Origin of the sequence: Botrimarina sp., from assembly GCF_040219535.1 — a bacterium.
Lineage (GTDB): Bacteria > Planctomycetota > Planctomycetia > Pirellulales > Lacipirellulaceae > Botrimarina.
The window spans coordinates 253,203-279,614 of record NZ_JAVJSH010000016.1; the positions used below are offsets into that span (position 1 = coordinate 253,203).

The window sequence follows — 26,412 nt, forward strand, 5'->3', positions numbered from 1 at the left end:
CCGCGAGGCGCCCGATGGCCCGCTACACGCTCGACGAGTTCCTCCAAACCACCGCCCAAACCGACAAGGGGCAGGGCCTCTTCGAGCTCGAGACGCCGCGCCTGCTGGAGCTGAACCTCGGCGGCCCGGGCCTGCCCACCGACGCGTGGATAAAAATGGGCTCGATGGTTGGCTACACGGGCCAGGTCAAGTTCACCCGCGAAGGGATCCTCCAGCAGGGCATGGGCAACCTGCTGAAGAAGGCCGTCAGCGGCGAGGGCGCGCGGCTGACCAAGGCCGAGGGGGTCGGCCGGGTGTACCTGGCGGACAACGCGAAAAAGGTGACCATCCTGCAACTGCAGGGCGAAGCGATCTTCGTCAACGGCAACGACGTGCTGGCCTTCGACGCGTCGATCCGCAACGAGATCCGCATGATGAAGAAGATCAGCGGCTTGATCGCGGGTGGCTTGTTCAACGTGCGTCTGCAGGGCCAAGGGTTGCTGGCGATCACGTCGCACTACGATCCGGTCACGCTGCGGGTCGCGCCCGGCTTGCCGGTCTACACCGACCCGAACGCGACGGTCGCGTGGTCGGGCGACCTGGAGCCGAGCCTGAAGACCGACGTGTCGTTCAAGACGTTCCTCGGCCGCGGCAGCGGCGACTCCATCCAGATGCGGTTCGACGGCGACGGTTTTGTGGTGATCCAGCCGATGGAAGAGGTCTACTTCCAGGCGGGCGGTTGAGCCGGTCCGGCGCGGCCGCGGGGCGCGTCGGGAGCGGCCCGCGGCGCGGCCGCTAGCGCCCCTCGGCGCGGCTTCGGTTGACAGCCGCCCGGGCGAGCGCTAGTGTAAATAGCGAACGGAGAGCCGGCCCCCGCGGGCCGGCTTTTTCTTTCGGCTCAGATTCTTTCGGCTCGGTGGCGCGCGGCCCGGGAAAGCCCGGGTGGCGCCCCGCGGCCGGGGCGAGCGACACAACCCGACAACCCGAAGGCCACCCGGCGTCGCCGGGCAGAGAACGCCATGAACGCCGCCGAGATCCTCCGCATCGTCGATGCGATCCACCGCGACAAGAACATCGACCAAGAGATCGTGTTCGAAGGGATCGAGGCGGCCCTCACCTCGGCCCTCGCCAAGTACTACGGCGAAGAGGCCGACATCACCTGTGTGATCGACCGCAAGACGGGCGAGGTCGACGCCACCTGCAACGGCGAGAAGCTGGACAGCGAAGAGGTCGTCGGCCGCATCGGGGCCCAGACGGCCAAGCAGGTGATGATCCAGAAGATCCGCGAGGCGGAGCGCGACGCGTTGTACGACGAGTACAACGAGCTCGTCGGGCAGATGGTCTCCGGCGTGATCCACCGCAACGAGGGCGCCGCCGCGACCGTCGCGTTGCACAACGTCGAAGCCCTGCTCCCGCGGAGCGAGCAGATCCCGGGCGAGTCGCACCACGTGAACGAGCGGGTCCGCTGCACGGTCTACGAGGCCCGCAAAGCGGGCAGCCGGGTCAAGGTGATCCTCAGCCGCAAGATGCCGGCGCTCGTGCAGAGGCTCTTCGAGCAAGAGATCCCCGAGATCGCCGACGGCGTGATCGAGATCCGCGCGATGGCCCGCGAGCCGGGGTACCGATCGAAGGTGGCCGTGATCTCGAGCGACAACCGCGTCGACTGCGTCGGCGCGTGCGTGGGCGTGCGGGGCAACCGCATCAAGAACATCGTCGACGAGCTGTCCGGCGAGCGGATCGACATCGTGCGGTGGGACGACGACCTCGAGGTGCTGATCCCCAACGCGTTGCAGCCGGCCGAGGTCGAGCAGGTCATCCTCTGCAAGATGCTCGGCCGCGCGATCGCGCTGGTGCAGGAGGACAACCTGTCGCTGGCGATCGGCCGCCGAGGGCAGAACGTCCGCCTAGCGAGCAAGCTGTCGGGCTGGGACATCGAGATCATGACCCAGGAGGAGTTGGCGGAGAACATCGACCGGGCGATCGAGGGCTTCAGCACGATCGACGGGCTGGAGATGGAGGTCGCCGAGAAGCTCGTCGAGGAGGGCTTCCTCAGCTACGACGACCTCTCGATCATCGAGCCGGAAGACCTGATGGCGATGGGCGGCCTGACAGAAGAGCAAGCTGACCACATCGTCGAGCAAGCCGAGCGCCGCGCCGAAGAGGCCGAAGCGGCCGCGGCCGCGGCCCGTCGCATGAAGCGTGAGCAAGACAAGCTCGCCGAATTGCAGGCGGCCGCAGAAGCCGCGTCGGGGGCGAAGGCCGCTCAGGAGGGCGAGCAGCCCGCTGACGCCGCCGAGCCGGCCGATGGCGAGCCGGCGGCCGATAGCGAGCCGGCCAATAGCGAGCCGGCCGATAGCGAAGCGGCCGGTGGCGAAGCGGCGACCGAACCGGCGACCGAGACGGGCGGAGCCGCTGCTAGCGACGCCGCCCCCGAGCCCAGGGCCGATTCAGCCGAGCCGGCAGCGGAAAATTCGGCAGAACCCCCCTCGCCTGAGGGCCCCGTTGCGGCCGATGAGTCCGTGGAGGCCGCCCAGCCGTCCGACGCCGAGGACCCGGCGGCGAAAGCCTAGCGAGTCTTGGCGGGGCTTGAGGGTTTTCGCGATTTCGCCGGTTTTCGCGACCCCCCTCCCCATGCTCGCGTAAGGCATGGCATAATATTGGGTCTGCGGGTCGGCGGCCGGGCTACCACACCCGGGCCTGCCCTCGAAGGGATCCTTAAAGGGGTCCTGCAACGGGGTCCTGCAACGGGGCGAGCGGCGGACCGCAGCGGCGGCCGTGGCTCGCCCAAGGTCAACCAAAACAGAAACATCGACGCCGGCCGGGCGAAGGCCCGCCGGCGGCCCTGCCAGGAGGCGTGCGGAATGGTCTCGTGATCCTCGTTCGGAAGACGCCACAGCGGCCGGACCTAGGTCCTCGGTCGCCGGGCATCGCGAATCGTCCGCCCACGCCCACGGTGTCGCAGCGCTAGGACGCCCCGTCTGTCGACGGGGCCCGCCCGACGGCGCCTGCACGCCCGCCCGCGGCAGGAGAGCGAACGACGAACGATCCTATCACTCACCGATCTGAGGTAACGAGACTTGGCGGTCCGCATCTACGCACTGGCGAAAGAACTCGACGTCGACAGCAAAGAGCTGGTCGAGGTCTGCAACCGTGCCGGTGTCACGGGTAAGGGGTCAGCCCTAGCGAGCCTTTCCGAGGACGAGGTTGTCCGCGTTAAGGAATTCCTGAACGGGGGCTCAGGCGGGGGGACGGCCACAGCCACCGCGCCGCCCAAGCCGTCGGCGCCCCCGATGAGGCGCCCCACAGGCGATCAGCGCGGCGGCAAGATCCGCACGATCACCGCGCCCAAGGCGGGTCGCTCGGCGCTGCGTCGCGACGCGGAGGCATCTGATTCACCTAGCGACTCAGATGCTCAAGAAGCCGCCGCCGGCGAGGCAGCCGAGCAGGCGCCCGCCGACGTTCCGGCCGCCCAGCAGCCACCCGTCGCTCCGGCGCAACCAACCCCATCGCAACCGGCCGCCACGTCCGAGGCGCCCGAAGCCCAGAGCAGCACGCCTGCGGAGGCCGGCGCCGAGGATCGGGCCGCGGCGGTCGCCGAGGCGGGTGAGCAGCGCAAGGCGGAGCTCGCGCAGCCGGGCCCGCTGGCCCGGATCATGGGGCGCGGCGGCGGCAAGATGCCTGTTATCGGGGCCGGCCAGGGCGGCGGCCAAGGCGGGAAGCGGAAGTCCGGCGAGAACGCGCCCAAACCGCGTCCCGTCGTGAAGCTGGCCGCGATCCCGGCCCAGTCCCAACCGAAAGAAGACCCCAAGCGCACCGCCGCCAAAGACGAGGCGCCCGCCCAGAAGCCGGACATGAAGCTGCCCGCCGAGGTCCTCGGCGGCAAGCAGGGCGCCAAGCCGCTCGCGCACCAGCTCAAACGGGCCGAGCGGACGCTCGAAGCGGCCAAGCTGAAGGAACGCGAAGAGACCCCGGCCGCCAAGGGGCGCGGACGGCGCAGCGCGGAAACGAGCGTGCCGATGCTCGGCGGCCGCGAGCAACGCCAACTGAGCCGCAACCGCTCCGGGGGCAGGGCCAACCTCCGCCCCCGCCGGATGTCCAACCGCCGGCGCCGCTCGGGCGTGAACACGGCCGCCCCGCGGAAGGACCGCATCAGCGTGCAGCTCCCCTGCACGGTGAAAGAACTCTCCGAAGCCGCGGGCGTGCCGGCGGTGCAGATCCTCCGCATCCTGATGGAGGAGGGCGTGATGACCAACATCAACGCCGTGATGGACCCGGAGCTGACGGAGCTGGTCGCCGCCGACCTGGGGGTCGACATCGACTTCGTCCAAGAAGAGACCCTCGAGGACAAGTTCCTCACGTCGCTCGACGAACAAGAAGACGCCGAAGAGTCACTCGAGCAACGCGCCCCGGTGGTGACCTTCTTGGGCCACGTCGACCACGGCAAGACCTCGCTGCTGGACAAGCTCATCGGCATCGACGTGGTGAGCCGCGAAGACGGCGGCATCACGCAGCACATCCGCGCGTACCAGCTCGAGAACAACGGCTCGCCGGTCTCGTTCGTCGACACGCCGGGCCACGAGGCCTTCACCGAGATGCGCGCCCGCGGCGCCGGCGTGACCGACATCGTGGTGCTGGTGGTGGCTGCCGACGACGGCGTCATGCCGCAGACCGAGGAGGCGATCGCCCACGCCAAAGCGGCCGGCGTGCCGATCGTGGTCGCGCTGAACAAGATCGACTTGCCGGGCGCCGACGCGAACAAGGCGATGCAAGGCCTGGCCGCCAACGACCTGCTGCCCAGCGAGTGGGGCGGCGACGTCGAGGTCGTGAAGACCAGCGCCGTGACCGGCGAAGGGCTCGACGCGTTGCTCGAGACCCTCCTCACGGTCGCCGAGCTGAACGAGTACAAGGCGAATCCCGACCGACCGGCGATCGGCGCGTGCCTGGAGAGCCAGCAAGACGCCGACGCCGGCGTGATGGCCAAGGTGCTCATCCAGCGGGGCACGCTGCGGGTCGGCGACACGGTCGTCTGCGGCGACGCCTACGGCAAGGTCAAGGCCATGCAGGACCCGCTCAACCCGAGCCGCCGCCTGCTGGAGGCGGGCCCGAGCGTGCCGGTCGACCTGTCGGGCCTGAACCGCGCGCCGTCGGCCGGCCAGCGCCTGTACGTGCTCGACGACATCGCCGACGCGCGGGAGATCGCCGATGCCCGCGCCCACCAAGAGCGCACCGAGTTCCTCGGTTCGACCGGGTTCCAGGCGGCCACGCTCGAAACGCTGTTCGACCGGCTCGACGGGGTGTCGGAGATCCAGACGCTCAACCTGATCCTGCGGGCGGACGTCCGCGGCTCGATCGAGGCGATCGAGAAAGAGCTGGCGAAGCTCGACCACCCCGAGGTGCGGCTCCGCATCCTGCAGAGGAGCGTGGGCGGCGTCACCGAGGGGGACGTCGTGCTGGCCGACGCGTCGGACGCGGTGATCATCGCGTTCAACGTGGTGCCGGACGACAAGGCCCGCGCGAAGGCCGACCAGCTCGGCGTCGAGATCCGCCGCTACGGGATCATCTACAAGGTCGCCGACGACCTGAAGCTCGCCCTGGAGGGCATGCTGCGGCCCGAGCAACGCGAGGTGGAGCTCGGCCGCGTGCTGGTCCAGATGACCTTCAAGATCAGCCGCGTGGGCGTGGTGGCCGGTTGCCGGGTGCTGCAGGGCGTCGTGGAACGCAACGCCAGGGTGCGGGTGATCCGCGAGAACACGATCCTTGGCGAATACCCGATCGACACCCTGCGGCGGGAGAAGGACGACGTCAAAGAGGTCCGCGAGGGCTACGAGTGCGGCATCAAGTTGTCGGGCTTCAACGACATCAAGGAGGCCGACTTGTTGGAGGTCTACAAGGTCGAGGAAGTCACCCGCAGCTTCGACGACTGACGGGGCGATCGCCCCTGGCTTCAGGCCTCGGGCTTCGGGCCCCAGGCTTCGGGGCTCGGGCAGCCGATCGTCGAGCCCTTCCTAGAGCCCAAGGCCCGTAGCCCGAAGTGCACCTATGTCTTCCCGCCGCGCCCTGAAAGCCGCCGAAGCGATCCGCGAGGTCGTCGGCATGGCGATCCTCACCGACCTGCGCGACCCCCGGATCCAGAACGTGACGGTCACGAAAGTCGAGGTCTCGCCCGACCTCCGCAACGCGAAGGTGCACGTGTCGGTGATGGGCGAAGAGTCGAAGCAGAAGCTCGCCCTGCAAGGGCTGCAGAGCTCCGCCGGCTTCCTGCAGAGCAAGGTCGCCGACCGGATCGACACCCGCTACACGCCGCGGCTGGAGTTCCGGCTCGACGATGGCGTCAAGAAGTCGATCGCGATCGCCAAACTCCTCGCCGACGTGTTGCCCGACGACGCCGCCGACGCGTCGGACGGGCCCGCCGATGACGGCGGCGCCGACGCGGAGGCTTCCCCTCCGGCCGACGCCGATTAATCTGCTTCGGGTCGAACCCCCTCACGACCCCTCGGCTGGTCGCTGACCCTAGCGGCCGAACTCGCCCCACACTGCTCGCCCCGAGCCGACCGTTTATGGCTGCCTCGAACCGCGCCGCCCGGCTGACCAATCTCGTTGCGGACCTAAAGAAACGGTACAAGCCGGCTGTGCCCGAGTCGCGGCCGCTCTTCGAGACGCTGCTGTACGCCACGCTCGTCGAGAACTCGCCGTTCGACGCGGCGGATCAAGCGATGGAGGAGCTGCAGAAGAACTACTTCGACTGGAACGAGGTCCGTGTCAGCAGCCGCGCCGAGCTGGCCGAGCGGCTCCGCGCTCTGAATGACCCCTTGGATGCGGCCGACCGCCTGAAGCGGACTTTGCAGAGCGTGTTCGAGTCGATCTACGCGTTCGACCTCGAGGTGCTCAAGAAGCAGAACCTCGGGCAGGCGGTAAAGCAGATAGCCGGCTACGACGGAGTCACGCCGTTCGGCGCCGCGTTCACGACGCAGCACGGCCTCGGCGGGCACTCGATCGCGATCAACGAGGGCGGGCTGCTCGCCCTGGAGGTGATGGAGATCATCACGCCGGCCGAAGCCAAGAAGGGAGTCGTGCCGGGCCTGGAGCGAGCGATCCCGAAGAACAAGGGCCCCGAAGCGCAAGCCGCGCTGCACGCGATGGGGGTCGAGGTAGCCAAGAATCCCTACGGGACCGCCGCCCGCAAGCTGTTGGTCGATCTGGACCCAGACTGCAAGCCGCGCCTCCCGAAGAAGCCTTCGGCGCCAGCAGCCGGGGAACAAAAACCTAGCTCCGCGGCGTCGAGCAAGCCGCCAGCCGAGAAAACAGAAGCGAAGTCGACGCCCAAGTCCGACGGTCAAGCGGCCAAGCCGACCGCCAAGAAGTCAACCTCCTCCGCCGACGGACCCGCCGCCAAAAAGGGGGCGGCCGGCTCTGCCAAAGCGGCCCCGACCAAGAAGAAGAAAGCGGCGACGGCGAAGAGCTCGGCCAAGAAAACCGCGAAGCCGAAAACGGCGAAGAAGGCCGCAGCCAAGCCCAAGGCGTCGACCGGCGGCAAGAAGAAGGCTTCCAGGGCGGCTGCCAAGCGCAAGCCCAAGTAGCCCCGGCCGTCGGCTCCCGAAGCCGCCGCTTGCCCACACGGCGAGGGCAAGCACCCTCGATGGCGTGCCCCACGGGGCCGACGCGGTCGGTGGTGCGCCGCCGCGGTCCGGATCAGCGCGTCGCTCGCTGAGGGCTCAGGTCGGCAGTCGCGCGTGCACTCATCGCCCCCCTGTTTCGGGGCCCTCGCGAGCGGCGAGACGCGGTTGGCGCCTGCTTTGCAACCTTCTCGAGGGACGCCGCCCGGCTCGGGCCGTGAGCGGACCCGCGTCCGCGGGCCAAGAGTCCCGGTCGGCGGACCCCGTAAGCAATTCCAATCTGACACAGGAGTAAGTTTATGAAGATGCACTTTTTCGCGGGCCTCGCCGGCGTGTTAATCGCCGCCGCGCCTGCCGCCACGCTCGCCCAGAGCGGGTCGAACGAGGGGAGCCAGCCGAACCAAGATCAGAACCAGTCGGCTCCGGAATCACCCAACAACGAAGATGGGACGCAGGCGTGGGACGTGAACGAGCGTACCAGCCAGGACGGCTCGTCGGCTTCGAACCCGAGCGACGCCCAGCAGCGATCGGCCGACCAGCAGCGGTCGCAGCAGGATAGCGACGCGCAGCAAGCCAATGAGCAGCAAGCCGACCAGCAGCAAGCTCAGCAGCAAGAGTCGCGGCAGCGAGAAGCTCGGCAGCAAGAAGCTCAGCAGCAGCAGGCCGACCGCAACCAGTCGTCGCAGCAGAACGCTCAGTTCACGGAACAAGAGCGCACCGCGCCTTGGCGTTTCGTGCAGCGCGACGGCAACTGGTGGTACCGCACCCCGATGAACACCTGGATGGTCCAGCGGAACAACCAGTGGCAGCCGCTGCGTCGTTCGGCCGGCTACCGCGGCGATCAAAACGCCTACGGCGGCCAGGCGTATGGCAATCGTGGCGTCAGCTCGGCGCAGTACCAGCAGCCGTACAGCAGCCAGCCACGGTACAGCGACGGTGTCCAACGCACGGCTTACAACCAGCAGGGCTCGTCGTACAACGGCCAACACCCGAGCGTCGGCACGACGGAGTGGATGTGTATCGACGGCCGCATGCGGCAGGTGACGGTGGTCTCCGTCTCGTCGCCCGGCCAGTCCGGCCAGAGCCCCACGCCCGCCGATCAGGGGCAATCGCAGGGCTACCAGGCCAACAACTCGAACGCTCAGTCGAATCAGACCGATTCGCAGGCGTCGACGCAGGGCCTGACTCCGCCGCCGGTCCCGCAGCCCAACAGCAACAACGCGGCCCAGGCCCAAAACCAGGACCTGCCCGAAGCGCCTAGTCGGGACCGCCTGATGCAGTATGCGAATCAGCCGCAGGGCGCCGGGTCGCAGCAGGGCCAGCGGACGACGGTCCAGAAGCCGATTACCTCGGGCGAGTCTTACCAGGCGCCGGCTGATCCCCGGCCGGTGAGCCCCGAGAGCGACTTCCAGTCGCGGAACCCCGCCAGCCCCGCCGACAGCGGGACGGGCACGTACGGCCGGCCGGACACGCCGGACAGCTACCGGCAGGATGACCTGCTGGGTGGCCCGAGCGACGGCCTCGATTCGACCGACTCGTTCGGCGGCGACGCCGCCCCCGAGCGCCGCTGATTGAATTGGTTCTGCGGCCCACCATGCCGCGGATAGATTAAAAGCTGCCGACCCCGTCGCCACCGCCCCCGGTGGCGGCGGGGTCTTCTTTTGCGCCGGCCCCGTCGGCTTGCGGTAGGGGCCGGCAAAGCGGAAAATCGGGGGTTTCCCCTGACGGCCCGATGCGGCGGTTATCGCCCCGCGGGCCTCGGCTAACCCCCAACCCACCAACCGACAAGCGAAGCCTCGTATGGCCGGTCACTCCCACTGGGCAGGCATCAAGCACAAGAAAGCCGCGATCGACGCCAAGCGAGGCAAGGTGTGGAGCAAGCTCAGCCGCGCGATCATCGTCGCGGCGAAGATGGGCGGCCCCGACCCCGACACCAACCTGAAACTGCGCTACGCGATCAACGACGCGAAAGCCGTCTCGATGCCGAAGGACAACATCGAGCGGGCGATCAAGAAGGGCTCGGGCGACCTCGATGGCGCCGTCTACGAAGAAGTCGTGTACGAGGGCGCCGGGCCCGCGGGCACGATGGTGATGGTCGAGATCCTCACCGACAATCGCAACCGAACCGCTCCGGAAATCCGCAAGGTCTTCGAGAAGGGGGGCGGCAAGCTCGGCACGACCGGCAGCGCCGCCTGGATGTTCGAGCGGAAGGGGATCGTCGTGGTGCCGGCCGACCAGACGGACGAGGAGAGCCTCATGGAGCTGGCCCTCGAGGCGGGCGCCGACGACGTGTCCCGCGACGGCGACGTCTTCCAGGTCACCTGCCCGGTCGACGCGTTCAACGACCTGTGCGCGGCCATCGAGGCGGCCGACGGCCTGGAGCCCGAGAGCCAGTCGCTGGGCTACGTGCCCAACGACACGGTCGCCCTCGCCGGCGACGACGCGAAGAAAGCCCTCGCCCTGATGGAGGCGCTCGACGACCACGACGACGTGCAGCAGGCCGCGGCGAACTTCGAGGTCGACGAGGCGACGCTGGCGGAGCTGGGGGCGTGACCGCCGTAGGGTTTCGAGCGTGCCACAGCCCGTCTCGAACGTGTGCAAAGGGAATGGAGATATGAGGGCAGACTTCTCGTCGGCGCCGGATCCGTCGGGCACGACTACCGAGGCTCCCGCCGATATCCGCCGCCGAATGCTGGGACGCGAGTCGAACCTCCGAGCGGTTGGGCTTCTGATGATGCTTGCGGCGGTACCGAGCATCGGTATCGGCATTTTCGCGCTCGCGTTCGGCATTGCCGAGGCGGTCGGAATCCTGCCAGACAAGCCGACTATTCTGGCCGCCCCATCGAATCCGGCCTACGCGGACGAGATCTTGGTGGGGGTCGTTGGGACCGCCTTTCTGGCATGGGGGGGATGGCTCTGGCACGGCGCCCGAGCCCTCCGCCGTTTGGAAGCAGGTGGTAAACCGGCGGCGTACGCTTACGGTGTGGCGTCGCTGCTTGGCTTCCCGCTCGGCACACTAATTGGCGTTGCGGTACTGGCCCTCGTCTCGGGTCGAAGGTCAACCTACGCGCTTTCACCCGAGTATCGAGCGATTGTCGCTGCCACGCCGGAAATCCGCGCGAAGCTGTCGATCGTGACAAAAGTCGCTATCTGCGCCCTCGTGCTCGCAGTCGGTTTGGTTTTGATGGCGGTCGCGATGTCATTGCTGCAGGATTGACCCACCGACTGTCAGTACGGCGGTGTGCAGCGTGCCGGAAAGGTGCGAAACGCCAGCACGCCTAACTTCTCAGCCGATAGACCACCTCTTTAGCGGAAAAACCGCTTGCAACCCCTTTGATTCGGTCATTAAAACCAGCAGGCCAGGCGGCCCCTACCTCCCCACCGGCTCCGGTCCCTCCGGCGCCCCCTGCCTGCCATGATGATGCGCCCTGCCTGTTCCGTCGCGTTGGCGGCGGTCTTGGCCAGCCCGATGTTGGCTGGTGAGCCCGTGCTCTCTCGCTCGCTCCTGGGCCCGGGTCCACGACCCGGGTTCGCCGAAATCGGTAGTTTCGCCGACGAGCTGGGCTGCGCGACGACCCACGCCGGACCCGCGTGGAAGGACCCCCTGAAAGAGGGCGCGGTCGGATTTCTGGCGCCCGCGGCCAATGGAATCCTGCTCGACCCCACGATGCTCCGCCCGCCGCGTCAATCGAGACTGACAACGCCAGCATTAACGCTGACGGCCGCCGACTTGATGTGGCGCCCGTAGCGGATCGGGCGGCGGATCGCACAGGCGAAAGCTGGCCGACGAGGGCCCGCCGCGCTAGGCTTCCCTTGCCCGGCGACAGCTCCAATGGCCGGTCCCTTTACCGGCCAAGCACTCATGTCGAATCGATCGACCCTCGGCGGCGTCATCCACACGTACCAGCGGTACGACCCCACGAAGTTCCCCTCCCCCCGCGATGCGGGCGAGGGGCCCGACCTCGTGTCGGCCGCGTTCGAGCACGCGCTGATGTTCGGTGAGCGCCGCGAGCTGTCCGAGGAGGAGCTTGCGCGGGCGGTGCGGCTCGACCCGTCGCAGATCGCCGGCCTGGGGCCAAGCATCGACGCGCTCCGCGCGATGCTCGAGGAACGCAAGCGGAAGATCCTCGAGCGGTTCGAGACCCGCAAGGTGCGCAAACGAGCGCACAAGGCGCTGCACGGCGCGGCGGCCGAGGTGAAGCCGCCCAAGAAGTTCGCCGACCGCTACCGGGAAGCCATCAAAACCGAGCAGCTCCGAGAGCTGGAGCGCCTGTGGTACGCCACCGGCGACGACACGTCGCCGTTCGCTCGGCAGCTGGTCCAACTGCTCGAACGGATGGCCGACAAGTACCAGGTCGACGAGCTGCACGCCAAGTACGACTTCACCGGCCGCGAGTCGATGACCGTGCCGCAGGCGCTGGAGGTCAAGGAAGAGCTGGAGAAGATCGACGAGCTTCTCAAGCAACTCGAAGAGGCCGCCAAGACGGCGCAGATTGGCCTGATCGACATGGACCTGCTCAGCGAGTTCGCCGAGCCGGGCGACGTCGACCAGTTGTCGTCGCTGCAGCAGCAAGTGCAGGACTACCTGCGCGAAGCGGCCGAGCGCCAGGGCCTCGAGCAAGGCAAGCAGGGGGGCGCCTTTAAGCTCACGCCGAAGGCGTATCGCATTTTTCAGGGGAAGCTGCTCGAGCGGCTCTTCGCCGACCTGGAGGCCTCGCGGACCGGCCGGCATCAAGCGGACCTGACCGGAGAGGGGGCGGTCGAGACCCAACGCACACGGCCGTACGAGTTCGGCGACTCGGTCGCCAACATGGACGTGACGTCAACCTTCACGAACGCAATTCTCAGGAGCCACGCCGAGCGCGGGTCGATTGCGGATTCCGGAACGCGGGGTGCGGACCCCGAATCCGGGGCCGACTCCGGTGCGTCGATCCGCGAGCCGCAACCAGCATTGCGACTTCGCAGCGACGACATCGTCGTGCACGAGACCCGCAACACGCCAAAGGCGGCCACCACCGTCGTGATGGACATGTCGGGCTCGATGCGCTACGACGGCCAATACATCAACGTGAAGCGGATGGCGCTCGCGCTGCAGGGCTTGCTGCGGAGTGAGTACCCGGGAGACTTCTTGTCGTTCGTGGAGTGCTACTCGTTCGCCAAGCCGGTCGAGCCCGGCAAGGTGATCAACCTGATGCCCAAGCCGGTCACGATCAACAACCCGGTCGTGCAGCTGCGCGCCGACATGAGCCGCGACGACATCTCGGAGCAGATGGTGCCGCCGCACTTCACCAACCTGCAGCACGGCCTGTCGCTCGCGCGGCGGCAACTCTCGGTGCAAGACACCCCGAACCGGCAGATCGTGCTGATCACCGACGGGCTGCCCACGGCCCACTTCGAAGACGAGACCCTCTATCTGCTCTACCCGCCCGACCCCCGGACCGAGTCGGCGACCCTCCGCGAGGGGCTGCTGTGCGCCAGGGAGGGGATCACTATCAACCTGTTCTTGCTGCCGAGTTGGTCGCAAACCGAGGAGGACGTGCGATTCGCCTATCGGCTCGCCGAGTCGACCCGGGGCCGCGTCTTCTTCACCGCGGGCCGCGATCTGGATCGCTACGTCGTGTGGGACTACGTGTCTCGTCGGCGCGAGGTGCTGGGCTGACCCGTCCCCTGGGCGGGTGGCGAATCCAACCACGGGGTGTCCCGGCAGGGGCCCGCCGGTAAGATTTTCCTACGCCGCACAGTTTCCGCGGCCGCGCCGCTCGGCAGAGCCCGCCGAAGCCGTCCGGCCAGCGTCGCAGGGGGGCCGATTGTGGCGCGCGCGAGGAAACGTTGCTGGCGCCGCCGGCCGATAGAGCGAGAGAGCCCAGGATGTCTCACCGTCCCGCCCCCGGAGCCCAGACCGCCGCAATGAGAACCACCGCGCTCCCGCTGTTCGTCGCCGTGGCCGCGTTCGTTTCGACGGCGTCGCGAGCGGCCGTCCCGTCGGACCGCGTTTTCCCGCAGAGCACCGTCGGCTACCTGTCGATCGCCAGCGTGCCGGAGATGTCGCAGCGGTGGTCGTCGACGCTGATCGGCCGGCTGGCCGACGACCCGACCATGCGGCCGTTCGTCGATCAGATCGAAGGGCGGATCAACAACCGCTTCGGCGAGTTGGAGCAGCGGGTCGGCGTCACGCTCGAAGACATCCGCGCGGCCGCGTCGGGCGAGGCGGCCGTGGCCGGCGTGAGGGCCGAGGGGGCCCGGAAGACCGGGCGCGCGGCGGTGCTGATCGACTCGACGGGCCGCGACGCCGAGGCCCGCCAGCTGCTGCAGAAGATCGACCAGCGGCTCGTCGCACGCGGCGCGGCCAAGTCGGTCGATGGCGCCATCTCCGTGTACAGGCTACCGCCCGAGCCGAAAGACAAGCTGCCCGAGCGCACGGTCGCGTTGTTCTACGAGGCGGGGCAGATCGGCGTCGCCGAGGGGGCGGAGCTCGCGTCGGCGATGCTCGCCGCGGTGCGCGCCGGCGGCGTGCGAGGCGCGCTCGCCGACAACCCGGCCTACGCCGAAACGCAGCGCCGCGCGGCCCAATCGGCCGGCGCTGCGCCGCAGACGGTGCGTTGGTACCTGTCCCCCTTCGAGTGGGAGATCGCGATGCGGCCCGTGCCGCAGCCGGGCGACGCGCCGCCGAAGAAGTCGGTGATGGCGATCCTCAGAGAGCAAGGGTTCGACGCGATCCGCGGCCTGGGCGGCGTGGTGAGCATCGCCCCGTCGGAGCAGCGGGACTTCGTGCACCACACGTTCGTTTTTGCGCCGCCGGTGAAGGGCCGCAAAGGCGACCCGGCCGAGCAGAAGTACGAGCTGGCGATGCGGATGCTCGAGATGCCGAACGACGCCGCCGACCTGACCGCGGCCGACCTGCCGATCGAGGGCTGGGTCCCGCGCCAGGTGGCCAGCTACAAGCGGCTGCACCTGGACATCAACAACGCTTTCGACCACCTCGGAACGTTGTTCGACGCGATGTACGCGTACGAGGGAGCGTTCGAGAACACGCTCAAGGGCTTCGAGAAAGACCCCTACGGACCCAAGATCAAGATCCGCGACGAGATCGTCCGCAACCTGGGCGAGCGGGTCGTGGTGATGAACGACTACACCCTCCCGATCGACCCGGAGTGCGAGCGCTACCTGATCGCGCTGGACGTGACCGACCAAGAAGCGATCCGCGAGCCGCTGATCCGGTGGCTCGAAGCCGACGGGGCGCAGCAGAAGCGGCTGGGTGACATTGACTACTGGGAGATCGTCCCCGAGGACGAGGAGACCGCCAAAACCGACAACTTCGACCCCCTGCTACCGCTCGACGAGCCCCCGGCACGCGAGGAGGAGCAGACCCGCGTGCTGCGTCGCGCGGCCGTGAGCCTACACAAAGATCGCCTGCTGATCGCCAGCGACGCGGAATTCCTCCGTCAGGCGCTGTTCGAGGTGTCGGCGGGGGCGTCGCTCGAGCAGAGCCCGGACCTCCGCGCTGCGCTGGACGCGCTGGTCGACATCGCGCCCGGCAAGCGAGCCGCCTGGACCTTCGCCCGCAACGACGAGCTCTTCCGGCCCACTTACGAGCTGATCCGCGAGGGCAAGATGCCCCAGTCGCAGACCTTCTTCGGCCGCTTGCTCAACCGGCTGCTCACCACCGAGGACGAGCGCCAGGTCGGCGCGCTCCGCCCGCAGCGGATCCAGGGCGAGAAGCTGCCGAGCTTCGAGCTGGCGCGGCGTTACCTGGCTCCGTCGGCCCGCAGCGTGCGTAGCGAGGGGGACGGGTGGATGATCTCCGGCGTGGTGCTCAGCAAGGCGCCCGACGCCGACGGGCCGGCCGCGTCGGTCGCCCGGGCGGGCGGCCGCTGAGGGCCGCGGCTCAGAACGACTCGACCTTCGCCCAGTAGGGGCGGACCCGGTCGGCGCGGGTCCGCGCGTCCTCGAGCAGCACCCGCAGGTCGGGCTCGACCGGCTCGTTGCGCGGACTGATCCGCCGCCCGTTGTGCTCGATGTCGAGGGGCTTATCGAAGTCGACGAGCTCCGGCGAGAGCCACACGGTCACCCGCTCGGCGGCCGTGTACACGCCGAGCTTGCCGGTGGCGAACTTGCGGCCGCGCACCGACGCGGCGCGCGCCCCCCGACGCGGCCACTCGGCCGGAGCGACCATCGACTGCGCGGGCAGGTCCGCCGCCTCGATCCACCAGAAGAAGTTGTCCCAAGGGCGCATCGTGAAGCACTCGAACTCCTCGGGCGGTGGGCCGCGGCGCTTGCGGCCCATCCAGTCGAACGCGCGCAAGATGTCGTCCGAGAGCGACTCGTAGCCGCGGCCGCGGTATTCCACGACGGTCGCGTCGAAGCGCGGACGCAGGTAGCGGTCGAGCTCGCGCGCGTTGCGCTCGGTCTTGCCCGCGTCCAGCTCCCCCAGCACGATCCGCCACGGCACGTACCCGGCGTTCTTCCAGTACCAGGGGCAGTAGCGGTCGGCCACAGCGAGCATCGGCACGCAGCCGGCCCACACGTCGGGGTGCGCCAGCGCGATGTCCCAGGCGGCGTCGCCGCCGGCGCCGTGGCCCGTGAGGAAGACGCGGTCCGGGTCGATCGCCACGCGGCGCATCGCCGCGCGGAGCGAGGCCAGCACGGCGGCGTGCTCCTGGGCTGTGTAGGCGTAAGCGAGCTGTCCCGGCGTGGCCCAGTCGATAGCCAGCGTCACGTAGCCGTGCCGCATCGCCTGGCCGATACGCCCGGCGTCGCCCCGCGGCGACCCGGCCCAGAAGTCCAGCTGCCGCTCCAGCGGCGCCCCGATCTCGCCGAGCGTGACGATCGTCGGGTAACGGCTGAGCGGGTCGTATTCCGGCGGCAGCTGCACGACGCCGCGGACCTCACGGTCGCCGGTTTGGGCGACGATTTCGTGGCAGCCCGGCGGCGGCTGGGCGGCGGCCGGTTCGTCGCCCGCTCCGGTTTCGGCGCCCTCGGCAGGCGTGAGCGGTTCGGGCGGGGCGATCCGCGCGAGGATCTCCGCGACGGTCGGCACGTCGGCCGCTTGCGACTCGCGCAGCTCGATGAGGATGCTGTCCCGGACCGCCGGGTCGGGCTCGGTCAGGTAACGGACCACCGCGTCCCGCACCGAGTAGAGCGACAACGCGGTCGGCAGCGAGTCGACGGCGTTGTCCGACCCGAGCAGCCAGCCGCTCAGGGCGACCGCGGCCAACGCTTCGGGCGTGAGGGAGTCGCCGCGGGCCAGCTGCCGGAACGAAGCCAGCCGCGACGCGGTCGCTGGGCTCAGACGCTGGCGGATCTCCTCGACCAGCCGCTCGGCGACCCGCGCGGCGGCTGGCTCTTCGAGGCCGGTGGCCATCCGCTCGAGCGCGGCGAGCAGCTCGGCCCGCTCGGCCGCGGCGGCGTCGTCCTCGTCGAGCAGCTCGCGGACGCGCTGCAGGGTGTCGCCGGCCACGCCGTCGGCGGGGAACCGCTCGAGCAAGCCGCGTACGAGCCGGTGCTGGCCGGCCGAGCGTCGCAGCTCGATCTCGTCGAGCAGCCGACGGGCGGCCAGTTCGCGCAGCCGGCGGAGGTTCTGGTCGATGTCCTCCGCGTCGACCTCGGGGCGATCGGCGAAGTCGGCGCGGACCGATTCGAGTTCGGCCGCTGCGTCGCGGTAGCGCTCGGCTTGTAGGTAGAGCCGCACGATCTGCATCCGCGCGTCGAAGTCGCCCGCGGGAGTCGCTTGGTGGAGGATCGCCGAGAGCGTGTCGCGTGGCAGGCTGCTGGTGGCCAGCCGCATGTCCCACTGGAAGCTCTGCGGGTCGGCCCGCAGACCCATCACCTGCGTGTAGATCGGCGTCACGCGGGTCACGCCCTGCACGACCGAGATCAGGCCCTTGTCCGAGGGGAGCTCGACGATCCGCCGCCCGTGCTTGTCGAACGGTGTTGCGCGGACGACCTGGCCGATCACGCCGAGCGAGGCGGCGCGGCGCGCCTCGACCTGTTGGACGCGGACCTCGACCCACGGCTGGTCGCGTTCGTCGAGCACCGCGCGGACGGCCGTCTTGTGGACGAAGGTGCGTCGCAGCCCGTCTTCGACGACCAGGATCGGCTCGGTGCGGATCTCCCCGGCCTGGGTCGACGGGGAGAGCGGGTCCTCGGCGACACCGGCCGTCTCGCCCAGCTCGCCGCTGAGGATGCGGCCGTCTTCCAGCTGGATGGTCTTCGCCCAGGCGGGCCCGGCGGCCCCGACGGCGAAGATCGCCGTAATTGTGTACGCGGCCGGCCCAAGGCCGAATCGCGTGTTACGTTTCAGATGGGCCATCGGCTGCGAGGGGTGGTGGGCGGAGCGAGGAGCTTCGACCGTCAATTCTCGGCCGCCGGCCCCGCCGGTCAAACGGCCCGCGCGGCTGTGGGCCGTCCGGAGGACGGCTCGGGCCGACGCGTTTGACGCAAGCCCGTCAAGCACGCCAACCGGACCCCCCTTTTCGCCTCGGAGGTTGCTATGCCTGACTCTGCCTCGCAACGCGGAGGACCGTCCGCGATCCGCAAGAGCGAGTCGCCGCTTTCGATCGAGTCCCTGCCGTGGAGCGTTCGTGGCACGGCCGCGCTGGCGTGGCTGGTGGCGACCCTCGCGTTGGTCGGGGGGGCTTCGCGGTGGCTGTCGCCGGACGGGCGTTGGAGCGACCTGGCGTTCGGCATTGCGCTCGCGTCGGGGGCCGCGTACCTCGGGATGGCGTTGACCCGCCAAGCCACGTTCGCTTGGGACGCGTGCCGCCGGATCGCGGCCGCCACCGGCGCGATCAACGCGATCACGATGCCGGCCTTCCTTTTTGCGTGGGTCGGCGGCCTCGCGCTCGCCCCGCCGACCGAGGCGCCGCAGTACCACACGCACGTGATTCTGCTAGCGACCGCCGTGGTCGCCACGGCCACGCCGTGGGCGATTTACTTGGCCCTGGACGGCGCCAACGTGCGGCGGTGGATCGACACGTCCAACGCGGGGTGAGCCCGCTCGATCCGAAAACGGGGTGGGGAGGCGCCCGGGGCCCGCGACGCGCCGCTACGCATCGCGGGCCCCCGGCCTGCGCGCCGGCCCAGGCCCGTTGTCGCGCAACGCCCGACGGGCGACACTCGCCCGCATGAGGGACTTCACCAGAGAGAGCCTGGTCCACGACCCGGTGCACGGCTACGTGCCGTTCGTGTCGGTCGTGCCGGCCGGCGAGACCAGCGAACGCGCGCTGCTCGACAACCCGTGGCTGCAGCGGCTCCGGCAGATCCACCAGCTGCAGACCGCTTGGTGGGTCTACCCGTCGGCCGAGCACACCCGTTTCCAGCACGTGGTGGGCGCCATGCACATGGCGAGCCGCGCGGTCGGGTCGCTCTACGAGTCGCTGCACGAGGTCTGCCGCGGCGACCTGCCGAGCAAGAACGCCGTCGACTGCTTGTGCCGGGTCGCCGCCCTGCTGCACGACGTGGGCCACGGGCCGTTCGGCCACTTCTTCGACGAGCACTTCCTCAAGCCGCACTACGGCCTGAACCACGAGACCCTCGGCGCCCACATCATCCGGCACGAGCTGGGCCGCCTGATCGGGTCGGTCCGCGAGTGCCCGGCCGGCCGCATCGGCGAGAGCGAGTCGCTCGACCCGGAGCACGTGGCGATGCTGATCCAGCGCCCCAAGCACGGCGCGCCGGGCGACTGGCCGCGCTGGTTGGTGCTCTTGCGGAGCTTGTTCTGCGGGCTCTACACGGTCGACAACCTCGACTTCGTGCTCCGCGACGCGTACATGACCGGCTACAGCTCCAAGGCCTACGACCTCGAGCGGTTGCTGCGGTACAGCTTCTTCAGCGACCGCGGCCTGACGATCCACCAGAAGGGGACCGCCGCGCTGGTGAAATTCGTTCAGACCAAGAGCGAGCTGTTCCGCGCGGTCTACTTCCACCGCACCGTGCGGGCGATCGACAAGACGCTGCGCGACGTGTTCGTCGACAGCCGCGAGCTGCTCTTCCCGCACGACCCGCGCGAGCGGCTCGACGAGTACTGCGCGTTCACCGAGTGGTCGCTGCTGATCGACGTGTCCCGCTGGCGGCACTCGAGCGACCCGGCGCGACGCGCCCTCGCGCCGCGGTGGGAACGCGTCCTCGGCCGCGAGGTCGACTGGATCGCGGTCGAAGACCGCAACGTGACCTACAAGCCGGGCGAGTCGGAGGACGCGAGCGTGTTCGGCGACGTCGACGTCCTCGAGGGCGCGATCCGCAAGCGGCTCCCCGAGGGCATCCGCGACCTGCCGATGCAGATCGACCTGCCCCGCCACATCTACCGCCCCGACGCGATGGCGGCGACCACCGGGCAGAACTTCCAGTACAAGCCGTCTACCGGCAAGGTCTACCCGCTCACCGACGACATGCTCTTCGAGCAGCTGCCGATCGCCCACCGCGCGTGCCGGGTCTACCTTCAGAAGAACCACCCGCCGGAGCACGCGGCCGCCGTCGGCGAGGCGCTCGACGCGCTGGTCGGCAGCCGCAGCGAAGACGACCTCACCAACATGTGACTCCGACGACGAGAAGGCCGGTTCAAGCGGATCGAGCGGATTGCTTCCCTGCTGGGAACCCGCGGTGATCCGCCCGACCCGCGCCGATCCGCGTCCCATTCGTTGCCCGACTAGCCCATGGCCGTGAACGAGACCTACGAGAACCCCCTCATCACCCGCTACGCCTCGCGGGCGATGGCCGAGCTGTGGGGCGCGCAGAAGAAGTTTTCGACTTGGCGGCGGCTGTGGGTCGCGTTGGCGGAGGCCGAGGCCGAGCTCGGGCTGCCGATCAGCGAAGCGCAGCTCAAAGAGCTCCGCGCGCACGTCGACGAGATCGATTTCGACGCGGCCGCCGCTTACGAGAAGAAGCTCCGCCACGACGTGATGGCCCACGTCCACACGTACGGCGACCTGTGCCCCTCCGCCCGCGGCATCATCCACTTGGGGGCGACCAGCAACTTCGTCGTCGACAACGCCGACCTGCTGATCCTGCGCGAGTCGCTCGAACTCGTCGCCCGCCGCCTGGCCGCGGTGATCGACGCGCTGGGCGAGTTCTGCCAGACGCACCGCGACCTGCCGACGCTCGGCTTCACCCACCTGCAGCCCGCCCAGCCGACGACCGTCGGCAAGCGAGCCGCGCTGTGGTGCTACGACCTGGCGCTCGACCTCACGGAGGTCGAGCACCGCCTGGCCCAGCTCCGCGCCCGCAGCACGAAGGGGACCACCGGCACGCAGGCGAGCTTCCTGGAGCTATTCGGGGGCGACCACGACAAGGTCCGCCAGCTGGAGCGGCGTGTCGCCGAGAAGATGGGCTTCGACGCGTCGTACGCGGTCACGGGTCAGACGTACCCGCGGAAGATCGACGCGCAGGTGCTCGACTGCCTCAGCGAGATCGCCGCCAGCGCCCACAAGGCGACGACCGACCTGCGGATCCTGGCGATGCGCAAGGAGATCGAGGAGCCGTTCGAGCAGAGCCAGATCGGCTCTTCGGCCATGCCGTACAAGCGCAACCCGATGCGGAGCGAGCGGGTCGGCGGGCTCGCGCGGTACGTGATGAGCCTCGCCGCGAACGGCGCCGCGACCCACGCGACCCAGTGGATGGAACGCACGCTCGACGACTCGGCCAACCGCCGGCTGTCGCTTCCGCAGGCGCTGCTCGGCGTAGACGCGGTGCTGGTGATCTACGAGAACGTCGCCCGCGGCCTGGTCGTCTACCCGGAGGTGATCGCCAAGAACCTCCGCGAGGAGCTGCCGTTCATGATCACCGAGAACGTGCTCATGGAGGCGGTGAAACTCGGCGGCGACCGCCAGGAGCTGCACGAGCGGATCCGCCAGCACAGCCAAGCGGCCGCGGCCGTGGTGAAAGGGCAGGGCGGGGCGAACGACCTGCTGGAACGGCTACGCGGCGACGACGCTTTCGCCGGCGTGGACATCGACGGCGTCGCCGAGCCGCGCCAACTTGTGGGCCGCGCGCCCGAGCAGGTCGACGAGTTCCTGACCGAGGTCGTGGCGCCGATCCGTGTCCGCTACGCCGGACGGCGCGCGGAGGCCGAGGAGCTGCGCGTCTGACGAACCGTCAGCCCGCTTTCATAGCGGAGTACCCGGCCGGGGTGAGGGAGTAGGCGCCGGGGCGTCGCTCCCGCACGAGCAGTTGCTTCTCGGACAGCGACTCCAGGGCGAGGGAGTGCTGTTCCAGGGTCTGGCCCGAGAAACAAAGCATCCGGTGAGGCGTCATCAAGAAGTCGTGGAAAGCGCCCAGGGCGCGTCGCTCGGACTGGGTGAGCATCGGGTTCGCTCGTTAGAGGGGAGGCCCGCCCTGACCGGCAGGGCGCGGCTGGCGGTGGCGATCGATTAGTCCTCGTCGGCGGGAGCCTCGAGCTGTTCCTGATCCGGCGACGGGGAGCTGGCCTCTTCTTTGCGTTGCTCTCGCCGCTCGCGTTTCTCGATCGCCTTCCGCTTCTTTTCCGCCTCGCGTCGCATCTTCTCGAAGGTGTTTTGGTTTCGCGCCATAACGTTTGGTCGGGCGTGGGCGCCCGCTCCTGAGAAACGGTTTATTTCAGGTGTCCGGTCGGTCATTCCGTTCGGCCGCCCGCTCGACACGGGTGAGCTTGCGGCGGGCTTCGGTCCTCACGTGGGCGGGGGCGCCGTTCATCGAGAGGATTTTCTTAAGGTCGGCCCCGGCTTCTGCGGCGTGGCCGGTCGAGTAGAGAACGATCGCGCGGTTGTAGAGCGCCATGGCGCGTACTCGAGGCGGCGCGGCTGCCGTCTCGACGACGGCCGTGTAGTCGGCGACCGCCTCGTCGACCCGGCCGAGCTTCGCCCGCAGCATGCCGCGGCGGTACAGCCACTCGGCGTGGCCGCTGGAGGAGAACCGGCTCTTGAGCCAAGCTAGGATCGCCATCGCGCGGGAGGGTTGGCCACCTCACTCCTGGGTGCGGGTCTGGCGCCTCAGCCGCCGGTTTGTGGGGGCGCGAGCCGACGCGCTCGTCGCGGGACGCTAGGGTAATCCGGCGCGCCGGAGCGGCGGAACCGTTCTCCGCGGGCGAACCACATCGAGAGGCCGCGTTGGTTGTGGATCGGGGCTGGCTCCTCGGATTCGGCGCGCACGCCTAGCGTGCCCTGCCGGCCGGTCCTCTGCCAGCCGAGGTCTTCCATCACCATCCGGGTGAGGATGCCAACGGCCTGACGCAAGCGCTGAGCCGCCGCCGCGTCGGAGCCGGCGAGGATCCGGCGTACGCTCTCTTGAGACTCGAGCTCGCGGACCACGCCGGCGAGCGGCGCTCGGTTGTGGTGCACCTCGGATTCTTGCATCCGACGGCGGCGGTCGCCGTCGTTGAAGAAGTCCATAAGGTCCCGCAGCGGATGGTCGGGTTCGTCGAGGAGGTCGGCGAACGACTTACCCTGTCGGTCCTCGCGGAACCGATCAGCATTGATCTGGGCTGGCAAAATGGGCGCGTCTCCTGGGCAAGGGTTGGTGAGGTAGCCGTTTACGAGGACCGGGCGAGCAGCTACTTCACAGCGGCGGCTTTCCCCTTCGAGCCAGCGCCTCGCCTGCGACGCTTGCCGGAAGGCTTGGCGTCGCCGTGGGTCGAGCCGCTCGCCTGCCGCGACTGGCCGGTCGCCTTCTTTTCGCGCTGCGGCTTCGACTGCGCGGCGGGCTGACGCCGCCGATTCTCGGGCCTGCGTGGGCGGGCCCTTCGGGCGCCTCGTGATGGCTCCGCGGCTTGCGTCGGCGGGTCGGTCGGTTGGAACCCCTCGACGGTCGGCTCGACCCGCAGTCGCTGCTTGGTGAGCCGCTCGATCTGGCGGAGCTGCTCGCGTTCGTCGCTCGCACAGAACGAGACCGCGATCCCCTCCGCACCGGCACGCGCCGTGCGGCCGATCCGGTGCACGTAGGTTTCGGGCGTGTCGGGCAGGTCGAAGTTCACGACGTGCGACACGCCGGTGATGTCGAGTCCGCGCGCGGCGATGTCGGTCGCGACGAGCACCGGCGGGTTCTTGCCCTTGAAGCGGGCGAGGGCACGCTCGCGGGCGTTCTGCGACTTGTTGCCGTGGATGGCGGCCGCGTCGACGCCGTCTCGCTTCAGGTGCTTGACGATCTTGTCCGCGCCGTGCTTGGTGCGGCTGAAGACCAGGGTCCGGCCCCACGGCTCGGCGCCCAAGAAGTGGGCCAACAGATCGATCTTCCGCTTCTTGTCGACCAGGTGGACCGACTGCTCGATCCGCTCGGCCGGCGTTGAGGCCGGCACGGTGCTGACCGACTCGGGCTTGCGGAGCCATTGCTGCGCAAGGCGGCGGATCTCGTCGGGCATCGTGGCGGAGAACATCAGCGTCTGCCGCTCGCTCGGCGCCGCGGCAACGATCTTCCGCAACGCGGGCAAGAAGCCCATGTCGAGCATCTGGTCCGCTTCGTCGAACACCAGCACCTCGACCGACGAGAGCCTCACGTGGCCTTGCCCCATCAAGTCGAGCAGCCGGCCCGGCGTAGCGACGACGGTGTCTACGCCCCGGCGGAGCGACTTGACCTGGTGGAACTGCGACACCCCGCCGTAGACGACCGTGTGGCGCAGCTTGGTGTGCTTGCCGTAGCGTTCGAAGCTGGCGCCGATCTGGGAGGCCAGCTCACGCGTCGGCGACAGAACCAAAACGCGGGGCTCGCCGGGTTGCGGCGCCCCCTTTTTCTTGCTCAGCCGGTCGAGCACCGGCAGCGTAAAGGCGGCCGTCTTGCCTGTGCCGGTTTGGGCGCAGCCGATCAGGTCGGCGCCCGCCAAAACGACGGGGATAGCGGCCGCCTGAATCGGCGTCGCACGCTCGTATCCGCTCGACTTGACCGCACGCAGCAGGGGCTCGGCGAGGCCGAGTTCTTCAAAATTCATCCTTCGTATCCATCTGGTCGATTGGGCGCCGCGAGGTAAGGGACGCTCAAGAGGGCGCCGAAACTTGCGGGGACTCTTCGCCGGTCGCGCTGCGTCTGCAGGGCGACCTGCCCGGTGGGTCAGCCGCGAAGCCCGGGGTCACACAACCCGGGGCCGAGCCGCATTCGGGGCTCTTGCTAGTCCCGCCTTCTTGAGCGCAAAGGTCGCGCAGGGCGGGAGTCGCCGCGGCCGCAAGGGGCAAGAAAATCAGTCGCCGTCGAGAGCGAGTGAGGGCCGCTGAGCGTCGCTGGGGGCAGCGAAGCGGCCATCGCAGGCGTCGAAATCGAATGAACCCACCCTTGCCTAACGGCCACACAGGCCGGCTTTGGGAGGGTCTCACACCTCATTGGTCGGTCGAAGCGTAGCACGCCGCGGGCCGCCAGGCAAGCTCGGCGACCGCGGCTCATCCGCCGTGGCGCCGGACGCACACCGCCACCGCTTGCCCCTGGGGCGTCGCGTTCACGGCGAGGAACGAGTCGCCGGCGGGCACGCCCCGCTCGGCGACAACCCGGATTGGGCACTCCGGATCGGTCTGGTCGTGATTGAGCGTTCGGGGCAAAGCGCCCTCCAACGGACCGCTGGGGTCGAACGCAAGCAGGCTGCCGATCAGTTCGACGACCCCGCTGCCGGCTCCCAAATTCCCGAAATAACTCTTCAAAGCGACCACCGGCGCTTGGTCGGCTCGATTGCCCAGCACGGCCCGGAGGGCGGCGGCCTCTTGGCGATCGGGCGTCGGCGCGCCGAGGCCGTCGGCGTTCACGTGCCCCAGCTCCTCAGCAGCAAGGCCCGCGTCGGTCAACGCGGCGGCCGCCGCGCGGGCGATCGCCCGCTGGTTGTCTCCGGCGATCGACTCGCCGCGGCGCATGGCGACGGTGCTCGAGCCGAAGCCGGCCAGCTCGCCGTAGACCCTGGCGCCGCGTTGCGCGGCCGACTCGAGCGACTCCAGCACGACCATGCCGGCGCCTTCTCCGCAAACCATGCCCTGGCGCGAGGCTTCGAATGGGCGGGAGAGGGTCGCCGGGTCGTCGTCCGTGTCACCCCGTTGGACGGCCATCCCTCGCTCGGCTTCTTGCAACGCGTGGACCGCCTGCAACGGCAAGACCCTCGTGCCGGTCGCGCCGGCGATCATCAGCTCGGCGTCGCCGCGGGCGATGATCCGAGCCGCCTCGCCGACGGCGGCCAGCCCGCCCGCTTCACGGAGGGTGAGGGAATTGTTCGGCCCGCGCAGGTCGTTGTAGATCGCGATGTGGCTCGCGGGCATGTTGGGCAGGTATTTCAACATCCAGAGCGGTTGCATCTGGTCCAGCCCTTCATCTCCCCACCGCGCGTAAGCGAACTCGCCTTCGTCTAGGCACTTGCGGATCGCGTCGACGTAGTCGTCGGGCAGGGTGAGCATGTAGTCGCTACCCAGCACCACGCCGACCCGCTCCGGGTCGAGCCCCGCCGTGTCGCCCGCGTCCGCCAAGGCGTGCTGGGCCGCGGCGACCGCCATCTGGGTTTCGCGGCACATCAGCTTCAGGCCTTTGCGGATTGCCTTCTTGCGCCCGCTCTCTAGCTCCCCGAAATCGTCGATCGCGCCGGAAAAGTCCGCGGCGAACCCGCCCACGGTTGGCGCTTGATCGGTGTCGGGGCGCCGGCGCACGCCGCTGCGGCCCTCGGCGAGGGCCGCGGCGCAGGAGCCGACCGTCAGGCCCAACGGCGAGACGAGCCCCACGCCCGTGATCACGACGCGGCGCTCAGCCGCCAGGGAATTGCTGCTCATAGTGCCGATTAATTTACGCGAGGGCCGCGCCCTCGGCGAGGCGGGTTCGCCAGCTTGCGGGCAGCCGGGCCGGCCTGCGAGACTAGAGCTGCCGCGCCCTGAGGCGTTCCTCCCCCGCGTTCACCCTCCAG

General features: G+C 69.2%; 20 protein-coding genes. 13 read left to right on the top strand and 7 right to left on the bottom strand.

Translation table 11 applies throughout. The features are described from left to right. The first annotated feature begins 14 nt into the window (after positions 1-14). The 10 genes from RIC11_RS08935 to RIC11_RS08980 all read left to right on the top strand — a co-directional run bounded on the left by RIC11_RS08935 (position 15) and on the right by RIC11_RS08980 (position 15,467). Positions 15-722: an AIM24 family protein gene (locus RIC11_RS08935; RefSeq protein WP_350210423.1), complete on the top strand. Its 708-nt coding sequence runs from the start codon at positions 15-17 to the stop codon at positions 720-722. A 276-nt stretch (positions 723-998) separates the two neighbouring features. Continuing rightward, positions 999-2,549: a transcription termination factor NusA gene (nusA, locus tag RIC11_RS08940; protein WP_350210425.1), complete on the top strand. Its 1,551-nt coding sequence runs from the start codon at positions 999-1,001 to the stop codon at positions 2,547-2,549. Between the two features lie 720 nt (positions 2,550-3,269). After that, positions 3,270-5,903 (top strand): translation initiation factor IF-2, encoded by a 2,634-nt coding sequence (gene infB / locus RIC11_RS08945; RefSeq protein WP_350210427.1) that lies wholly within the window; start codon positions 3,270-3,272, stop codon positions 5,901-5,903. Between the two features lie 115 nt (positions 5,904-6,018). Further along, positions 6,019-6,441 carry a 30S ribosome-binding factor RbfA gene (gene rbfA, locus RIC11_RS08950; protein ID WP_350210428.1) on the top strand — a complete coding sequence of 141 codons (423 nt, stop codon included), beginning with the start codon at positions 6,019-6,021 and terminating at the stop codon, positions 6,439-6,441. A gap of 95 nt (positions 6,442-6,536) precedes the next feature. Then, entirely contained in the window at positions 6,537-7,556 is a 1,020-nt protein-coding gene (locus tag RIC11_RS08955; RefSeq protein ID WP_350210430.1) for a hypothetical protein, read from the top strand. A 335-nt stretch (positions 7,557-7,891) separates the two neighbouring features. Next, complete coding sequence (locus RIC11_RS08960; protein WP_350210432.1) at positions 7,892-9,163, top strand: hypothetical protein; 1,272 nt, start codon at positions 7,892-7,894, stop codon at positions 9,161-9,163. A 229-nt stretch (positions 9,164-9,392) separates the two neighbouring features. Beyond that, positions 9,393-10,145 (top strand): YebC/PmpR family DNA-binding transcriptional regulator, encoded by a 753-nt coding sequence (locus RIC11_RS08965; RefSeq protein WP_350210434.1) that lies wholly within the window; start codon positions 9,393-9,395, stop codon positions 10,143-10,145. A gap of 61 nt (positions 10,146-10,206) precedes the next feature. Then, positions 10,207-10,809 carry a hypothetical protein gene (locus RIC11_RS08970; protein WP_350210436.1) on the top strand — a complete coding sequence of 201 codons (603 nt, stop codon included), beginning with the start codon at positions 10,207-10,209 and terminating at the stop codon, positions 10,807-10,809. Positions 10,810-11,454: 645 nt separating this feature from the next. Beyond that, the gene (locus RIC11_RS08975) at positions 11,455-13,251 is read left to right on the top strand and encodes a vWA domain-containing protein (RefSeq protein ID WP_350210438.1); all 1,797 of its coding nucleotides are present in this window, start codon (positions 11,455-11,457) and stop codon (positions 13,249-13,251) included. A 248-nt stretch (positions 13,252-13,499) separates the two neighbouring features. Beyond that, positions 13,500-15,467 (top strand): hypothetical protein, encoded by a 1,968-nt coding sequence (locus tag RIC11_RS08980; protein WP_350210440.1) that lies wholly within the window; start codon positions 13,500-13,502, stop codon positions 15,465-15,467. Between the two features lie 10 nt (positions 15,468-15,477). Here the strand turns inward: RIC11_RS08980 and RIC11_RS08985 are convergent, their stop codons facing one another. Further along, positions 15,478-17,901 (bottom strand): carboxylesterase family protein, encoded by a 2,424-nt coding sequence (locus tag RIC11_RS08985; RefSeq protein WP_350210442.1) that lies wholly within the window; start codon positions 17,899-17,901, stop codon positions 15,478-15,480. A gap of 180 nt (positions 17,902-18,081) precedes the next feature. Between RIC11_RS08985 and RIC11_RS08990 the strand changes: the two genes are divergently transcribed. From RIC11_RS08990 to purB, 3 genes are all read left to right on the top strand, one after another. Next, positions 18,082-18,582, top strand: a complete 501-nt coding sequence (locus RIC11_RS08990; RefSeq protein WP_350210443.1) for a hypothetical protein — start codon at positions 18,082-18,084, stop codon at positions 18,580-18,582. A 133-nt stretch (positions 18,583-18,715) separates the two neighbouring features. Continuing rightward, a complete protein-coding gene (locus RIC11_RS08995; protein ID WP_350210445.1) occupies positions 18,716-20,125 on the top strand; it encodes an HD domain-containing protein in 1,410 nt (469 codons plus the stop codon). A gap of 123 nt (positions 20,126-20,248) precedes the next feature. Further along, entirely contained in the window at positions 20,249-21,673 is a 1,425-nt protein-coding gene (gene purB / locus RIC11_RS09000; protein WP_350210447.1) for an adenylosuccinate lyase, read from the top strand. A 7-nt stretch (positions 21,674-21,680) separates the two neighbouring features. Here purB and RIC11_RS09005 read toward each other — a convergent pair whose 3' ends face one another. The 6 genes from RIC11_RS09005 to RIC11_RS09030 form a co-directional block, all read right to left on the bottom strand. Then, the gene (locus tag RIC11_RS09005) at positions 21,681-21,890 is read right to left on the bottom strand and encodes a hypothetical protein (protein WP_350210449.1); all 210 of its coding nucleotides are present in this window, start codon (positions 21,888-21,890) and stop codon (positions 21,681-21,683) included. 65 nt (positions 21,891-21,955) lie between these two features. Next, entirely contained in the window at positions 21,956-22,114 is a 159-nt protein-coding gene (locus RIC11_RS09010) for a hypothetical protein (protein ID WP_350210451.1), read from the bottom strand. A 46-nt stretch (positions 22,115-22,160) separates the two neighbouring features. Further along, the gene (locus tag RIC11_RS09015) at positions 22,161-22,505 is read right to left on the bottom strand and encodes a tetratricopeptide repeat protein (protein ID WP_350210453.1); all 345 of its coding nucleotides are present in this window, start codon (positions 22,503-22,505) and stop codon (positions 22,161-22,163) included. A gap of 47 nt (positions 22,506-22,552) precedes the next feature. Continuing rightward, on the bottom strand, positions 22,553-23,050 hold the full coding sequence (locus RIC11_RS09020) for a hypothetical protein (RefSeq protein WP_350210455.1): 498 nt from the start codon (positions 23,048-23,050) through the stop codon (positions 22,553-22,555). 62 nt (positions 23,051-23,112) lie between these two features. Next, complete coding sequence (locus tag RIC11_RS09025) at positions 23,113-24,480, bottom strand: DEAD/DEAH box helicase (protein WP_350210457.1); 1,368 nt, start codon at positions 24,478-24,480, stop codon at positions 23,113-23,115. A gap of 442 nt (positions 24,481-24,922) precedes the next feature. Beyond that, positions 24,923-26,281, bottom strand: coding sequence for a beta-ketoacyl-[acyl-carrier-protein] synthase family protein (locus RIC11_RS09030; RefSeq protein ID WP_350210459.1), 1,359 nt, complete (start codon positions 26,279-26,281; stop codon positions 24,923-24,925). Between the last annotated feature and the right edge of the window lie 131 nt (positions 26,282-26,412).

Excerpts from the sequence above, each read along its gene's own strand:
- RIC11_RS08935 (WP_350210423.1), top strand. The coding sequence starts at position 15 with ATGGCCCGCTACACGCTCGACGAGTTCCTCCAAACCACCGCCCAAACC.
- nusA (WP_350210425.1), top strand. The coding sequence starts at position 999 with ATGAACGCCGCCGAGATCCTCCGCATCGTCGATGCGATCCACCGCGAC.
- infB (WP_350210427.1), top strand. The coding sequence starts at position 3,270 with ATGAGGCGCCCCACAGGCGATCAGCGCGGCGGCAAGATCCGCACGATC.
- rbfA (WP_350210428.1), top strand. The coding sequence starts at position 6,019 with ATGTCTTCCCGCCGCGCCCTGAAAGCCGCCGAAGCGATCCGCGAGGTC.
- RIC11_RS08955 (WP_350210430.1), top strand. The coding sequence starts at position 6,537 with ATGGCTGCCTCGAACCGCGCCGCCCGGCTGACCAATCTCGTTGCGGAC.
- RIC11_RS08960 (WP_350210432.1), top strand. The coding sequence starts at position 7,892 with ATGAAGATGCACTTTTTCGCGGGCCTCGCCGGCGTGTTAATCGCCGCC.
- RIC11_RS08965 (WP_350210434.1), top strand. The coding sequence starts at position 9,393 with ATGGCCGGTCACTCCCACTGGGCAGGCATCAAGCACAAGAAAGCCGCG.
- RIC11_RS08970 (WP_350210436.1), top strand. The coding sequence starts at position 10,207 with ATGAGGGCAGACTTCTCGTCGGCGCCGGATCCGTCGGGCACGACTACC.
- RIC11_RS08975 (WP_350210438.1), top strand. The coding sequence starts at position 11,455 with ATGTCGAATCGATCGACCCTCGGCGGCGTCATCCACACGTACCAGCGG.
- RIC11_RS08980 (WP_350210440.1), top strand. The coding sequence starts at position 13,500 with ATGAGAACCACCGCGCTCCCGCTGTTCGTCGCCGTGGCCGCGTTCGTT.
- RIC11_RS08985 (WP_350210442.1), bottom strand. The coding sequence starts at position 17,901 with ATGGCCCATCTGAAACGTAACACGCGATTCGGCCTTGGGCCGGCCGCG.
- RIC11_RS08990 (WP_350210443.1), top strand. The coding sequence starts at position 18,082 with ATGCCTGACTCTGCCTCGCAACGCGGAGGACCGTCCGCGATCCGCAAG.
- RIC11_RS08995 (WP_350210445.1), top strand. The coding sequence starts at position 18,716 with ATGAGGGACTTCACCAGAGAGAGCCTGGTCCACGACCCGGTGCACGGC.
- RIC11_RS09005 (WP_350210449.1), bottom strand. The coding sequence starts at position 21,890 with ATGCTCACCCAGTCCGAGCGACGCGCCCTGGGCGCTTTCCACGACTTC.
- RIC11_RS09010 (WP_350210451.1), bottom strand. The coding sequence starts at position 22,114 with ATGGCGCGAAACCAAAACACCTTCGAGAAGATGCGACGCGAGGCGGAA.
- RIC11_RS09015 (WP_350210453.1), bottom strand. The coding sequence starts at position 22,505 with ATGGCGATCCTAGCTTGGCTCAAGAGCCGGTTCTCCTCCAGCGGCCAC.
- RIC11_RS09025 (WP_350210457.1), bottom strand. The coding sequence starts at position 24,480 with ATGAATTTTGAAGAACTCGGCCTCGCCGAGCCCCTGCTGCGTGCGGTC.
- RIC11_RS09030 (WP_350210459.1), bottom strand. The coding sequence starts at position 26,281 with ATGAGCAGCAATTCCCTGGCGGCTGAGCGCCGCGTCGTGATCACGGGC.